We start from the raw sequence: 14,077 nt of genomic DNA on the forward strand, positions 1-14,077 counted from the left end.
AGAAGTCGCGGGACGGGAATTGTCTTGCGGGGATCGTTTGTTACCTTGGATGTGGCACCGGCCCGATCCAAGCCCCCGGGCCCAACCTTCGTCGCTACGAGCGACCACTTGCCGCGAGGCGAGCATGGCGGGTCGGTGTCACTCAAGCGAGGCGAGAGGCCCGCGCCGTCCGACGACGGCGCGGGCCTCTCGCTGTGTCCGGGGCCTCAGTCGCGCAGCAGGTCCGGCACCCCGGCCGCGTCCGGCTCGTCCCGGTCGCCCGAGACGATCGTCAGCTGCTGGGTGGCCCGGGTCAGGGCGACGTAGAGCACCCGCAGCCCGACGGGCGACTCGTCCGCGATCTCGGCCGGCGAGACGACGACGGTCGCGTCGTACTCCAGGCCCTTGGCCTCCAGGCTGCCCAGCGCCACCACCCGGTCGCCGAGCCCGGCGAGCCAGCGCCGGGCCTCCTCGCGGCGGTTCATGGCGACCACGACGCCGACGGTGCCGTCGACGAGGTCCAGCAGCCGGGCCGCCTCCGCCCGCACGGCCGGCGCGAGGCCGTCCCCGGCGACGGCGAAGCGCGGCTCGACCCCGGTCGAGCGGACCGCCGCCGGTGCCGTGGAGCCCGGCATCGCCAGGGCGAGCACCCGGGCGGCCAGCTCGGCGATCTCCGCCGGGTTGCGGTAGTTCACGGTGAGCTCGAAACGCCGCCGGGGACGGGTGCCCAGGGCCTCGTCCCGGGCCGCCGCCGCCTCGTCGGGGTCGGACCAGGAGGACTGGGCCGGGTCACCGACGACGGTCCACGTGGCGTGCCGGCCGCGGCGGCCGACCATCCGCCACTGCATGGGCGTGAGGTCCTGCGCCTCGTCCACGATGACGTGCGCGTACTCGGTGCGCTCCTGCGCGAGGCGCTCGGCGCGCTCCCGCTGGGTCTCCTCGCGCTGCGGCATCAGCTCCTCGAGTCCGGTGAGCTGGTCCAGCGGGTCGAACTCGCGCCGCTTGCGGGGGCGGGCGGGCGTGCCGAGGAGGGCCTGGAGCTCGTCGAGCAGGGCGATGTCGTGCACGGAGTGGCCCTCGCGGCGCAGCGACCGGGCCACCTTGCGGACCTCGCCGGGGTTGAGGATCCGCCGCGCCCAGCGGCCCAGCCGCTTCTCGTCCGCCATGGCCGCCAGCACGGCACCGGGCGTCAGCTCCGGCCACCAGGCGTCCAGGAAGGCGATGAAGGAGTCCTCGGAACTGACGTCCTCGTCGAAGGAGGACCGCAGCTCGGCGGCCAGCTCCGGGTCGCTGTGGCGGCCGGCGGCGCCGGACTTGGCCCACAGGGCGTCCAGCAGCAGCCGGCGGGCGCGGGGACGCAGCAGGTTGACGGGCGCCGTGCCGCCCAGCACGGTGTGGCGGACGGCGGCCAGCTCCTCCGCCTCCAGCTCGAGGCGCCGGCCGAAGGCGACGACCCGCAGCAGGGTCGGCGAACCCTCCGGCTCCAGGGCCCCGCGCGCGGCCTTGCGCAGCACCTTGAGCATCCGCGAGGAGCCCTTGGCGCGGGCGACGGCCGGGGAGTCGTACAGCGTGGCCTCGGCGCCGTCGACGAGGGAGCCGATGGCGCGGATGGCGACCTGCCCCTCCTCGCCGAGGGACGGCAGCACGCCCTCGGTGTACGCCACGAGCAGCGGGGTCGGCGAGACGATCAGGATGCCGCCCGCGTAGCGGCGCCGGTCCTGGTAGAGCAGGTACGCCGCCCGGTGCAGGGCGACGGCGGTCTTGCCGGTGCCGGGGCCGCCCTCGACGTACGTCACGGAGGCGGCGGGGGCGCGGATGACCAGGTCCTGCTCGGCCTGGATGGAGGCGACGATGTCCCGCATGCTGTGGGTGCGGGCCTGGCCGAGGGCGGCCATCAGGGCGCCGTCGCCGACGACGGACAGCTCCTCGCCGTCCAGGTACGCGGTGATCTCGGGCCGCATCAGGTCGTCCTCGACGCCGAGGACGCGCCGCCCCTTGGACCGGACGACCCGGCGGCGCACCACCCGGCCCGGGTCGACGGGCGTGGACCGGTAGAACGGCGCGGCGGCGGGCGCCCGCCAGTCGATGACCAGCGGCGCGTAGTCCTCGTCCAGGACGCCGATGCGGCCGATGTGCAGCGTCTCGGCGATGTCGGCGGTGCCGTCGGGCCGTACGGCGCCCTCGGCGGGCTCCACGGCCGTGTACGCGCCGTCCGGGCCCTTCTTGCCGTCCTTGCCGAGGAGCAGGTCGACACGGCCGAAGAGGAAGTCCTCGAACTCGTTGTTGAGGCGGTTCAGGTGGATGCCCGCCCGGAAGACCTGCGCGTCGCGCTCGGCGAGCGCGCCGGGGGTGCCGACGTGGCCGCGCTGCGCCGCGTCGTGCATGAGGAACTCGGCCTCGTGGATCTTCTCCTCGAGGCGGCGGTACACCCGGTCCAGGTGTGCCTGTTCCACGCTGATCTCTCGGTCGCGTACGGAATCGTGCACCGTGTCGACCGCCGAATCCTGTTGTGCCTGTGCGGCCACCGGGCCCCCTTCTGACGTGCTGGGCAGCCGTCAACCGTACGCGAAGGGGGGCCGGGAGGCCACGGGGCGGTCCTGCGGGGCCTACACGTCCACCTCCACCAGGCGGTCGCCGTCGAAGGTCACGACCTCGAAGTGGTCGATCCGGTTGGGCGTGAGGGCGGCGCCGCCGTGCACGTACAGAGGCTCCTTGGCCCGGTCGACGGCGGCGCCCGGGATGCCGTAGCCCTGGACGGGGACCGACCAGGAACTGAGCGTCTCGCGCTCGCCGTTCTTGCCGACGGCGATCAGGGAGCACTTCTCGGGGCCCTTGACGTTCTTGAGCTCCAGGACCGCGTCGGTGCCCCAGGCCTTCTTCTCCAGGGCCACGGTCGCGCTGACCTTGGTGACCGGGTCGGTCGCGGTGACCCGGTCGGGCATGGCCGCGAACGCGGACGCGGCGGGGCTGCCGGTCGGCCGCGCCTCGGTGCGCTGACCACCGCCGTCACCGCCGCTGGTCGTCGCCACCGCGGCGAACGGGCCGCCGATGATCAGCGCGGCCGCGGTGCCCACGAGGTAGAAGTTGCGGCGGCGCTTGCGCGCGCGGCGCTCGGCGACCTCGTCGACGAGCTTCTCCGCCAGCCGCGGGCTCGGCCTGGCCGCCAGCGACTCGGCGATCGCGGGCGTGCCCGCGCCCGGGAGGTCCGCGAGGGCGGCCATCATGGGCTCCATGCCGGCCAGCTCGTCGAGCTGCCGGGCGCACCACTGGCACCCGGCGAGGTGCTCCTCGAAAGCGGTTGCTTCGGCGTCGTCGAGAATCCCGAGGGCGTAGGCGCCGACGGTCTCGTGTTCGTTCGGCACCGGTGATCCCTGCATGGGGGCAGAGTTACCCGCATCCCCCGCGCCGAACCCCGGGAAACCCCCGTACCCGCTCGTCACGCCGTCACCCCCCGCTCCTCCAGTGCCAGCTTCATCGAACGCAGCGCGTAGAACACCCGGGAGCGAACGGTGCCGCTGGGTATGCCCAGTGTCTGCGCCGCCTCATTGACGGTACGCCCTTTGAAGTACGTCTCGACGAGGACCTCCCGGTGTGCCGGGGTCAGGTCGTCGAGCGCGTCCGACAGCGTCATCAGCCACAGCGCCTTGTCGATCTCGTCCTCCGCGGGGATGACCTCCAGCGGCGACGGATCGACCTCCTGCGGCCGGGCCTGCCGGCTGCGGTGGCCGTCGATGACGATGCGCCGGGCGACCGTCACCAGCCAGGGGCGTACCGATCCGGTCGCCCGGTTGAGCTGACCGGCGTTCTTCCAGGCACGGATGAGCGTCTCCTGGACGACGTCCTCGGCGCGCTGCCGGTCCCCCGCGACCAGTCGCAGCACGTACGCCAGCAAGGGACCCGCGTGCTCCCGGTACAGGGCGCGCATCAGTTCCTCGTCGGGCTCCGAGGACGACTGGGACATGCGATGTCGGGCCCTCGCACCACGTTCACCGGCCACGACGGAATCCTTGCGCACGCCCACCTCCGATGTCCGGGGGTTCCCCCAGTCGATCGCTCGCCCATCCGGTACGGACGCGGAGTGCGGGGTGTTCAACGCGGGGCGGCGGTTTTCTCCGGGACGGGGTCGCGAAGGGGACGGGAGTGGACAGGGGGTCACATCCCGCCGCCTCAGCGGGCGAGGGCGGCGCGGCGGCGGTGCCGGGCGACGCGTTCCCGGTTGCCGCAGATCTCGCTGGAGCACCAGCGCCTGCGGCGGCCCCGGGAGGTGTCCACGTACACGATCGGGCAGCTGTCGCCCGCGCACTGCCGCAGGCTCGCCCGTGCGACGGGGTCGGTGAGCAGGTCCACGACGTCCCGGGCGAGCGCGCCGAGCAGCTCGGCGCACTCCGGGGGCGCGGTCAACTCCCGTACCAGCGCCCCGTCGTCGCCGCGCACCGCCCGCGGCGCCGGGGGGGCGGCGCGGGCGAGGTCGTTGACGCGGGCGAGCGCGAGGTCGTACGGCCCGCCGGGCGCCGGGCCGGGACCGCGCAGGGCGCGGGCGCGCACCAGACGGGCGGTCTGACAGCGCAGGTCGCGGAAGGCGGCCGGCCAGGAGGCGTCGGCGTGGGCCAGGGACGTGCCCGGGGGGACGAGTCCGGAGCCGGCGATCCAGGCGCGCAGCACCGCGACGGAGTCGAGCCGTTCGACGGGGTGAGTGGTGGCGAGGAGGTCCAGACAGACCCGCCCGGTGTCGAACCGCAGCTCGCAGGGGTCTGTCGCCGTGTCCATTGCCATGTTCCTGTCACCGCCTAGGGTTGCCCGGGGAACGGGCCGGGAGGGGAGCAGGTGGACCGCTCCCTCTACAGTGCCCGCCCGCCTCCGCACCCGGAACCCCTCACACCGCCCCTGCCCGAACGCACGCGCCCGCACCCGCGCGTCCGGGGACCTGCCGACCGGACGCTCGGCAGCCGGTCACACGGGCGGGGGCGGGCGGGACACGGCGGCGGACGCCCGTCACGGGACGGCCGGAGGCCTCCGGCGCGGGGGCCTCCGGCCGGACCAGGGCGCCAGCCGGCTCGGGCCCGGCGCGGGCTCAGGCGTCGACGTGGACTCGGGCACGACGTGGGCCCGCGTCCCGCCCGGGCCAGGGAACCGGCCGACTCGGGCACGACGTGCGCCCGCGCCCCACCCGGGCTGGGGCACCGGCCGATTCGGACACGGCGCGGGCTCGGGCCCAGCGCGGGCTCAGGCGTCGGTGCGCGCCCGCCTCCCGCCCGGGTCGGGGTGCCGGCCGGCTCAGGCACGGCGTCGGCTCAGTCGTCGGCGTACTTCGCGTCGGTGGCCGGGTCCAGGGCCAGGCGGTAGCCGCGCTTGACCACCGTCTGGATCAGCTTCGGCGTGCCGAGGGCGCTGCGCAGCCGGGCCATCGCCGTCTCCACGGCGTGCTCGTCGCGTCCGGCCCCCGGCAGCGTCCGCAGCAGTTCGGCGCGGGGCACCACCCAGCCCGGCCGCCGGGACAGCGCCCGCAGCAGGGCCATCCCGGCGGGCGGCACCGCCCTGAGCTCCCCGTCGACCAGCACGGCGTGGCCGCGGATCTCCACCCGGTGCCCGGCGACCGGCAGCGCCCGGGCTCGGGCCGGCAGCTCCTGGCACAGCAGCTGCACGAGGGGGCCGAGCCGGAAGCGTTCGGGCTGCACCGTGTCGACGCCGTGCGCCTGGAGCGGCACCGCGGTGACCGGGCCGACGCAGGCGGCCAGCACGTCGTGGCCGAGGGCGGCGAGCAGCCCGGGCAGCAGGCCCCGCTCCTCGGCGCGGCCCAGGAGGGACGCGGCGGCGGGCGCGCTGGTGAACGTCACGGCGTCCACGCCCCGCGCGACGACGGCGTCCAGCAGCCGGTCGACGGGCCCGAGGTCCTCCGGCGGCAGCCACCGGTAGACGGGCACGCCCACGACCTCGGCGCCGCCCGCCCGCAGTGCCTCCACGAACCCCGGCAGCGGCTCGCCGTGCAGCTGGACGGCGACCCGGCGGCCGTCGACGCCCTCCGTCAGGAGCCGGTCCAGCACCTCGGCCATGGACTCGGAGGACGGCGACCACCGCTCCGTCAGACCGGCGGCCCGGACCGCGCCCTTGACCTTGGGGCCGCGCGCGAGCAGCTCCACCGAGCGCAGCCGTTCCAGCAGGGCCTCGCCGAGCCCCCAGCCGTCGGCGGCCTCGACCCAGCCCCGGAAGCCGATGGCGGTGGTGGCCACGACGACGTCCGGCGCCTGGTCGATCAGCTGCTTGGTCGCGGCCAGCAGCTCGCTGTCGTCGGCGAGCGGCACGATCCTGAGCGCCGGGGCGTGCAGGACCGCGGCGCCGCGCCGCTGGAGCAGCGCGCCCAGCTCGTCGGCGCGGCGCGCGGCGGTCACGCCCACGGTGAATCCGGCGAGGGGGCCGTGGTCCGGCTGCTGCTGTTCGTCGTCCATCGCCCTCGTCCCGGTCGTCGTACCTGTCTGCACGGCGACCGAGCCTGTCAACAGCGCGTGACGGGCTCGGTTCCACCGCGTGACACCAGTGTTACGTCATACGTGGAGGTAGTCGGGCCGGTCCTGCGCCCGCGCCGGGCCGGCCGGCCCGGCCGGCACCCGTACGGCGGGGCGGCGAAGGTATACCGCCCAGGTGACGGCGAAGCAGACGGCGTAGTAGGCGAGGAACGCGACGAAGGCGCCGGTGCCGGAACCGACGGAGAGGAAGGACTGCCGGAAGGCGAGGTTGATGGCGACGCCGCCGAGCGCGCCCACGGCGCCGATCAGCCCCATGGAGGCGCCGGAGAGCCGCCGCCCGTACGCCACGGCCTCCTCGCCCGTCAGCCCCTGGGCGAGCGCCTTGTTCTGGAAGATCCCGGGGATCATCTTGAACGTCGACCCGTTGCCGAGCCCGCTGAGCACGAACAGCACCACGAACACGGCCACGAACAGCGCGAGCGACTTCGCCATGCTGGCCGCCACGAGTACGGCGGTGGCGGCGGCCATGGCGACGAAGTTCCCCAGCGTGATCCGCGCGCCGCCGTACCGGTCGGCGAGCCTGCCGCCGAGCGGCCGGATCAGGGAGCCGAGCAGCGGGCCGATGAAGGTGAGGTACGCGGCCTGGAGCGGGGTGCGGCCGAACTGGGTCTGCAGCACCTGCCCAAAGGCGAAGCTGTAGCCGATGAACGACCCGAACGTGCCGATGTACAGCACGGACATGATCCAGGTGTGCGCGTCCCGGGCGGCGTCCTTGGCGGCTCCGGTGTCGTTCCGCACGGACGCGAGGTTGTCCATGTGGCGGGCGGCGAGGACCGCGGCCACGAGGATCAGCGGGATGTAGATGCCGAGCAGCACCCGGGGCCCGCCGCCCGCCCCGATGATCGCCAGCGCGACGAGCTGGATGACCGGCACGCCGATGTTCCCGCCCCCGGCGTTGAGACCGAGCGCCCAGCCCTTCTTCCGCAGCGGGAAGAAGGCGTTGATGTTGGTCATGGAGGAGGCGAAGTTGCCGCCGCCGATGCCGGCCAGCAGGCCGACCAGGAGGAAGGTCGAGAAGGACGTCCCCGGCTCCATGACCGTGAAGGCCGCGACGGTCGGGACGAGCAGCAGCCCGGCCGAGACGATCGTCCAGTTCCGCCCGCCGAAGACCGCGACGGCGAAGGTGTAGGGCACCCGCACCACGGCCCCCACCAGGGTCACCACGGACGTCAGCAGGAACTTGTCGGCCGGCGTCAGCCCGTACTCGGGCCCCATGAAGAGCACCAGCACGGACCACAGCGTCCACACCGAGAACCCGATGTGCTCGGAGAGGACGGAGAAGAACAGGTTGCGCCGGGCTACCCGCTCCCCCGTCTCCTTCCAGAAGGTCTCGTCCTCGGGATCCCAGTGCTGGATCCAGCGGCCGCCAGGGACTGTCATGACGCCTCCACGCGCTCCGGGGCTCGGTCGCTCCGACGGTAGGAAGGGCGCGTTTCGGGCCGGTGGGGCTGCGGGTGACCGGCAGGGAACGTTGCTCTCACCCGGCGCGACGGCGGGGTGAGAGGTCCGGACGGTCAGCCCTGCGGGGACCGGGGCTGCCAGTGGGGGTTCTGCTGGGGGTAGGGCTGCTGCGGGGGCGGGGCGTACGGCGCCGGGGGCTGCGGCTGGCCGTGGGCGCCCTGGGCGGGGTACGGCTGCTGCGGGGCGTACGGGCCGGGGACGGGGTGGCCGTAGCCGCCCGGGGCGGGCTGACCGTAGCCACCGGGCGCGGCGGGGCCGCCGGGCGCCGGGTGGCCGTACGGCGAGCCGGCGACGGGGGCGCCGCCGCCGAAGGGGTTGCCGTGCCCGGGCGGTTGCGCTCCCGGCGGCAGGTACCGCACCCGCCCGGTCTCGTCCGCCACCGGCAGGAACCCGGCGGCCTGGAGCCGGGCCGCGAACTTGGCGTTGCGCTTGCGGGTGACGAGGAGGCCGACGCCCAGGACCGCCAGGGCGAACAGCCAGACGATCGCGGCCATCACGAAGTCGTCGGACTGCCCGCCCGCGCGGAAGGCGAGGACGGCGCAGCCGAGGGTGACGCCGAGCCCGGCGTACCCCATCCGCTTCTGGGCGCTCGTGCCGGTGAGGTCGAAGTTGATGCGGGCCTTGAGGAGTTCGAAGGCGTCCGGCACCAGCGGCGGCACGGAGACGCCGTCGCCGGCGTTCGGGTACTGCGCCCGGTTCTGCGCGGCCCGCGCCCGTGCCTGCGGGCTGGGGTCGGGCACGATCAGCATCCTGAGCTGGCCGTTGTTCCCGCCGCCCTGCCGCACGTCGGCGTACTCGTACCCGAACTGCTGGGCGACGAAGGCGAGTCGGGCCAGCTTCTTCACAGATGCCATCGCACTGGTGAGCTCGACCGGCTCCCCGCTCGCCATCAGGCGCAGCATCTTCTGTGTCTGGCGCTTGCTCATCCCACCGCTCCCCCGGGCCGGCTCACGCCACCCTGTTCACGTCCGCAACCGGGGCAGTCTCGCACGGGGGAGCGGGACGCGTCAGCCCCGGTGCGCCGCCCCGGCCGTCGTCCGCTTCCCGGCGGAGCGCTTCGTGCCGTTCGGCCACAGCCTCGGGCTGCGCTTGGCCGCGAGGTCCTCGATCCAGCCGACGGCGAGGACCATCAGGCCGATCAGGGGCCAGACGAGCGCGAACATCCACAGCGAGTACGCGTCCGTGAGGGCGTCCGCCGCCCGCGCGCTCTGCATGAACGGGAGCCGGTACAGCAGGTCGATGATCGGCACCGTCAGCATGATCAGGAGGTTGTGCCACAGGTAGATGGTGACGGCCCGGTTGTTGGAGAGGGTCACCAGCTTGTCCCACTTGGCCAGCCGCCCCGGGAGTTCCTGCCAGGACGGGGAGTACTGGAGCAGGATCACGACGAAGCCGAACGACCAGGCGGCCTGCGCCATCGGGATGTCGTTGAGGTCCCAGCCGTCGGGGCCCAGGTGGCCCGAGGCCCACCACAGGCCGAACGCCATCACCAGCGAGGCCCCGGAGACGGCGACGTAGCGCGGGATCCGCTTCAGCAGGCCCTCGTTGTGGGCGAAGCCGAGGACCCAGCAGCTGCCGTAGACCGCGAAGTCGGTGACCGCGTTGCCCGTCTCGCCGGGGATCTTCACCAGGCCCGTGCCGACGATCGCCGTCAGCCCCAGCGGAGCGAGCAGCGTCGGCCAGGGAGCGCGGCGGAACGCCCACAGCAGCAGCGGGGACGCGAGGACGAACCACAGGTAGGCGCGCAGGTACCACAGCGGTCCCGCGGCCTGCACGGCCCAGGTGTCGTCCAGCAGCCCCGACGGGGAGCCGCTGTGCCAGGGGTAGGGCGGCGCGCCGATCGGGACGATGTAGTTGAGCAGCGAGAGCAGGCCCCAGGTGTCACCGTGGTCCGGGTCCTCGGCCGGGTTCCAGCCGCTGGCGAACATCAGCGCCAGCGCGACCGCGCCGAACGCCCACATGGGCGGCAGGAGACGGCGGACGCGGCTGCGGATCACGCTCAGCGCCGGACGCTTGAGCGAACGCGCCATCAGCGAACCGGCCAGCGCGAACATCACGCCCATCGACGGGAACAGCACCGACAGCCAGGCCCAGCCGAACAGGTGGTACACCACGACGCGGACCAGGGCGACGGACCGCAGCAGGTCGAGGTACCGGTCGCGGCCCGGCTTCCTGGGCGCCGGGGCGGCCGCCGGCGCGGCGGCCTCGGGCGCGGCGGCCTCGGGCGCGGGCTCCGTGGTGCGCTGCCGGGGGACGGCGTGGGACGCGCCCGGGACGCCGCCCGGCTCCTCCCCGTACGGGGCTCCGTACGGGGCACCGCCCGGGACCCCCGCGTAGGGGGTGCCGCCCTGGGCTCCCGCGTACGGGGTGCCGTAGGGGCCGGCCGGTTCCGGGTTCGTGCCCGTCCCGGTCGTGTATCCGTGGGTCATGCCACGGGCCTCCGATCATTGCCGCTGCGCGACCGCTGGCTCGGGACCGAGCCGCCCGGGGCCTCGACGACACCGGTGCGGCGCAGCTTCTGCCAGCGCAGGCGGCCGCCGGTGAGCGCGGTGATCCAGGACTGGAGCAGCACGACGTACATGAGCTGGCGGTAGAGGATCTGCTGCAGGGGCAGCGAGATCAGGTGGGTCATGCGTTCGCGGTCGAGGCGGAAGGCGTACGCCGCGCAGACCGCCTGGATGGCGAGGACGCCCAGCCAGGCCACGATCGTCTTCTGGGTCGGGCCGAACACGATGCCGTAGAGCAGGAAGATGTCGATCAGCGGCGCCAGGAGCGGGGCCACGACCATGAACAGGGAGACGAAGGGCAGGCCGACGCGGCCGAAGCGGCCCGAGGGGCCCCGTTCGATCACGGCGCGGCGGTGCTTCCAGATGGCCTGCATGGTGCCGTAGGACCAGCGGTAGCGCTGGGACCACAGCTGCTGGACGGACTCGGGGGCCTCGGTCCAGGCGCGGGCGTTCTCGGCGTAGACGACGCGCCAGCCGGCGCGGTGCAGCGCCATGGTGACGTCGGTGTCCTCGGCGAGGGTGTCGTCGCTCATGCCGCCGAACGGCTCGAGCGCGGAGCGCCGGAAGGCCCCCACGGCGCCCGGGATGGTCGGCATGCAGCGCAGGACGTCGTACATGCGGCGGTCCAGGTTGAAGCCCATCACGTACTCGATGTGCTGCCAGGCGCCGATGAGGCTGTCCTTGTTGCCGACCTTCGCGTTGCCCGCGACGGCGCCGACCTTCGGGTCGCCGAAGGGCTGGACGAGTTCGCGGACGGTGGACGGTTCGAAGACCGTGTCCCCGTCCATCATGACCACGATGTCGTAACGGGCGTTCGCCAGGCCCCGGTTGAGCGCGGCGGGCTTGCCCGCGTTGAGCTGGCGGATCACCCGGACGTTGGGCAGGCCCATCGCCTCGACGATCCGGGCCGTGCCGTCACTGGAGCCGTCGTCGATGACGATGACCTCGATCGGGTGGTCGCTCTCCATGAGGGACCGGACGGTGTTCTCGATGCACTTGGCCTCGTTGTACGCCGGGACCAGCACCGTCACCGGTTCGGTGACCGGCGGACCCCAGCGGAAGTTCCTGCGGCGCACCCGGCGGGCGTGCACGCCGGACAGCAGCAGCATCAGCACGAAGCGGCCGATGACCAGGGTGCCGATGACCGCCAGGCCCGCCACCAGGCCGTCGGTGAGCTTCTCCGAGGCCTGGACCAGCCAGACCCACGCCTTGCCCTTCCACAGGTCGACGCCGGTCACCGGGGTCATGGCGCTGGGCGCGTCCAGGGCCTCGGTGAGGTTGTCGAACTCGTAGCCCTTCTTCTTCAGGTCGGGCAGGAACCTGTCCAGGGCCTGCACGGTCTGGTGGCGGTCGCCGCCGGAGTCGTGCATCAGGACGATGGCGCCCTTGCCGCCGTGCGGGGTGGCGCGGCGGATGATCTCGTGGACGCCGGGCTTCTGCCAGTCCTCACTGTCGGTGTTGTTGACGACGGTGATGTAGCCGCGGGAGCCGATGTACTGGGTGACCGGCCAGGACTTGTCGTCCATGGCGTCGGCGAAGGAGGAGTACGGCGGGCGGAAGAGCGAGGTGCGCACCCCGGCCGCGCCGGTGATCGCCAGCTGGTTCTGCGACAGCTCCCAGTCGATGCGCTTCTTGGACTGGTAGGAGAGGTCCGGGTGGTTGAAGGTGTGCAGACCGACCTCGTGCCCCTCGTCGACCATGCGCTTGATGAGGTCCGGGTAGCGGGAGGCCATGGTGCCGGTGACGAAGAAGACCGCGTGGGCGTCGTGCTTCTTCAGCACGTCCAGCACCCTCGGCGTCCACGTCGGGTCCGGGCCGTCGTCGAAGGTGAGGACGAGGTGGTGGTCGGGCACGCTCAGGGTGCTGGTCCGGCCGCCCCGGGTGTCGATGACCGGACCGCCCTCGAGGATCTCCTCGGGCACGTGGTCGGTCGCGGCGGGGGGCTGGACGCGGTGGTCGGCGAGGATCTCGCTGTGCACGTATCCGCGCAGCATGAGCATCGCCACCAGGGCGACGAGGACGAGCAGCGGCAGCAGCAGGCGCAAGGGCAGGCGGCGGCGCCGGGCGCCGTCACGGGCGCCGCGGGCGGCGCCGTGACGGCGGGTGCGGGAGGCCATCAGAGGGTGTACTCCGGGGACAGGGAAGGGGACGTGGAGGTGCCGGCCGGCGCGGCGGCGGTTCTGGCGGCCACCGGGGAGGTGTCGCTCGCGCCGTTCACGGTGGTGCCGGCGCCGGGGTCGGTCGGGGCGGTGCCGCCGTCCGTGGGCGGGGTCGGATCGACCGTGGTCTCGTCGCCGCCGTCCGCCGGAGTCGTCGGGTCCGTGGCGGCGGGGGGCGACTGCTGGGTCGTCGCCGTCGGGTCCGGCTCGACCGCGCCGCCACCGCCGCCGCCCGGCTTCGGGTCGGTCGCGGTCGACGAGGGCCGGCCGGCGTCCGCGCTGGTGCCGGGCTGCCTCGCGGTGGCGGAGGTGCCGGGCGCGGGAGCGTCGGCGCCGGGGGACGTCGTCACGCCGGTGCCGGCCGAGGGGCTGGTCCGCGGGTCGGCGCTGCCGCTCGTGGAGGGCTGCGCGGACTGCGAGGGCAGCGGGGTGGTGTCGACCTGGCCGGCCGGCTTGCCCTGCTCCTGGCCCGGTACGGGCAGCCAGGGGGCGTTCGAGTTGCCGGACAGGAGCGTGGAGACGATGACGACGGCGTAGATCGCGCAGGCTCCGCCGACGGCTATGCCGATACGGCGGAAGCGGCGGCTGCGGCGGCCCGACTCGTCGACGAACACCGGTCCGTCGGAGGGCTCGGAGGCGGCGTGCTTCCCGGGGCCGCTCGTGGCCCGGCGGATCACGCCGTCGCCGAGCTGCACGGCGTCGAGCTGGACCGTCACCTCGTGCGGGTCGTGGGTGTGCTCGGTCTCGTCGGCCGTACGGGGGGCCTCGGTGCCGGGTGCGTCCGCGTCCAGTGCGCCCGGCGTCCCCTGCCAGGGGTCGCGGAGTGCCGTGGTGGCGGGGTCGGGGAAGGCGCGGGTCAGGGCCGCCTGGGCCGCCGACGGCAGGACCTCCGTCCGGTCGGTTTCCCCGTACGGCGCGTCCCCGTGCCGGGGCGCCCGGTGCTGACCCGTTCGGCCCTGGCCCATCCGGTCCTGGGCTATTCGCCCCTGACCCATCCGGTCCTGGCCTATTCGCCCCTGGCCCATCCGGTCCTGGCCTATTCGCCCCTGGCCCATCCGGTCCTGGCCTATTCGCCCCTGGCCCATCCGGTCCTGGCCTATTCGGCCCTGGCCCATCCGGTCCTGGCCTATTCGGCCCTGGCCCATCCGGTCCCGGCGCGCCGTGCCGCCGAAGAGGTCGGCACCCGCCTGGGGGCGGAGGACCTCCGTCTCGGCGGCGTCCGCGGCTCCTCCGAACCACCCGGGCCCGCCGGCCGCCGACGACGCGGCGCCGGGGAGGGCACCGGTCTCAGGAAGCACCTGGGTGACGTCCTGCGGTTCCGGTTCCACGAGATCACGACCACCGGCCATGGCGTCGGGCCACTCCGGTTGGGCGTCTTTCTGCCAATTCTCCACGCGCACGCACTTCCCCCCGAGGGACAGTTCTGGGTGCGCATACGACTCCGAGCACC

At 73.9% G+C, this 14,077-nt stretch carries 10 protein-coding genes; all 10 read right to left on the reverse strand.

The window, feature by feature from the left end; translation table 11 throughout:
• Positions 1–206: 206 nt before the first annotated feature.
• Positions 207–2,504: a UvrD-helicase domain-containing protein gene (locus tag JHAT_RS25280; RefSeq protein ID WP_171991042.1), complete on the reverse strand. Its 2,298-nt coding sequence runs from the start codon at positions 2,502–2,504 to the stop codon at positions 207–209.
• Positions 2,505–2,585: 81 nt separating this feature from the next.
• Positions 2,586–3,356 carry an anti-sigma factor gene (locus JHAT_RS25285; RefSeq protein ID WP_077800562.1) on the reverse strand — a complete coding sequence of 257 codons (771 nt, stop codon included), beginning with the start codon at positions 3,354–3,356 and terminating at the stop codon, positions 2,586–2,588.
• A gap of 59 nt (positions 3,357–3,415) precedes the next feature.
• Positions 3,416–3,940: a sigma-70 family RNA polymerase sigma factor gene (locus JHAT_RS25290; protein WP_007450155.1), complete on the reverse strand. Its 525-nt coding sequence runs from the start codon at positions 3,938–3,940 to the stop codon at positions 3,416–3,418.
• A gap of 206 nt (positions 3,941–4,146) precedes the next feature.
• A complete protein-coding gene (locus JHAT_RS25295) occupies positions 4,147–4,752 on the reverse strand; it encodes an ABATE domain-containing protein (protein WP_077800563.1) in 606 nt (201 codons plus the stop codon).
• 518 nt (positions 4,753–5,270) lie between these two features.
• Positions 5,271–6,422, reverse strand: a complete 1,152-nt coding sequence (locus JHAT_RS25300) for a uroporphyrinogen-III synthase (protein WP_077800564.1) — start codon at positions 6,420–6,422, stop codon at positions 5,271–5,273.
• A gap of 96 nt (positions 6,423–6,518) precedes the next feature.
• Positions 6,519–7,880 carry a NarK/NasA family nitrate transporter gene (locus tag JHAT_RS25305; protein WP_077800565.1) on the reverse strand — a complete coding sequence of 454 codons (1,362 nt, stop codon included), beginning with the start codon at positions 7,878–7,880 and terminating at the stop codon, positions 6,519–6,521.
• Between the two features lie 134 nt (positions 7,881–8,014).
• Positions 8,015–8,887: a hypothetical protein gene (locus JHAT_RS25310; protein ID WP_077800566.1), complete on the reverse strand. Its 873-nt coding sequence runs from the start codon at positions 8,885–8,887 to the stop codon at positions 8,015–8,017.
• An 81-nt stretch (positions 8,888–8,968) separates the two neighbouring features.
• Entirely contained in the window at positions 8,969–10,390 is a 1,422-nt protein-coding gene (locus JHAT_RS25315) for an acyltransferase (protein WP_077800567.1), read from the reverse strand.
• On the reverse strand, positions 10,387–12,585 hold the full coding sequence (locus tag JHAT_RS25320) for a polysaccharide deacetylase family protein (RefSeq protein ID WP_077800568.1): 2,199 nt from the start codon (positions 12,583–12,585) through the stop codon (positions 10,387–10,389). Before JHAT_RS25320 ends, JHAT_RS25315 begins: the two co-directional genes overlap by 4 nt.
• Entirely contained in the window at positions 12,585–14,021 is a 1,437-nt protein-coding gene (locus tag JHAT_RS25325) for a hypothetical protein (RefSeq protein WP_171991043.1), read from the reverse strand. The genes JHAT_RS25320 and JHAT_RS25325 overlap by 1 nt, the downstream gene beginning before the upstream one ends.
• Positions 14,022–14,077 lie beyond the last annotated feature (56 nt).

It is taken from the genome of Streptomyces sp. JHA26 (genome assembly GCF_002005565.1).
In the GTDB taxonomy this organism is placed as follows: domain Bacteria; phylum Actinomycetota; class Actinomycetes; order Streptomycetales; family Streptomycetaceae; genus Streptomyces.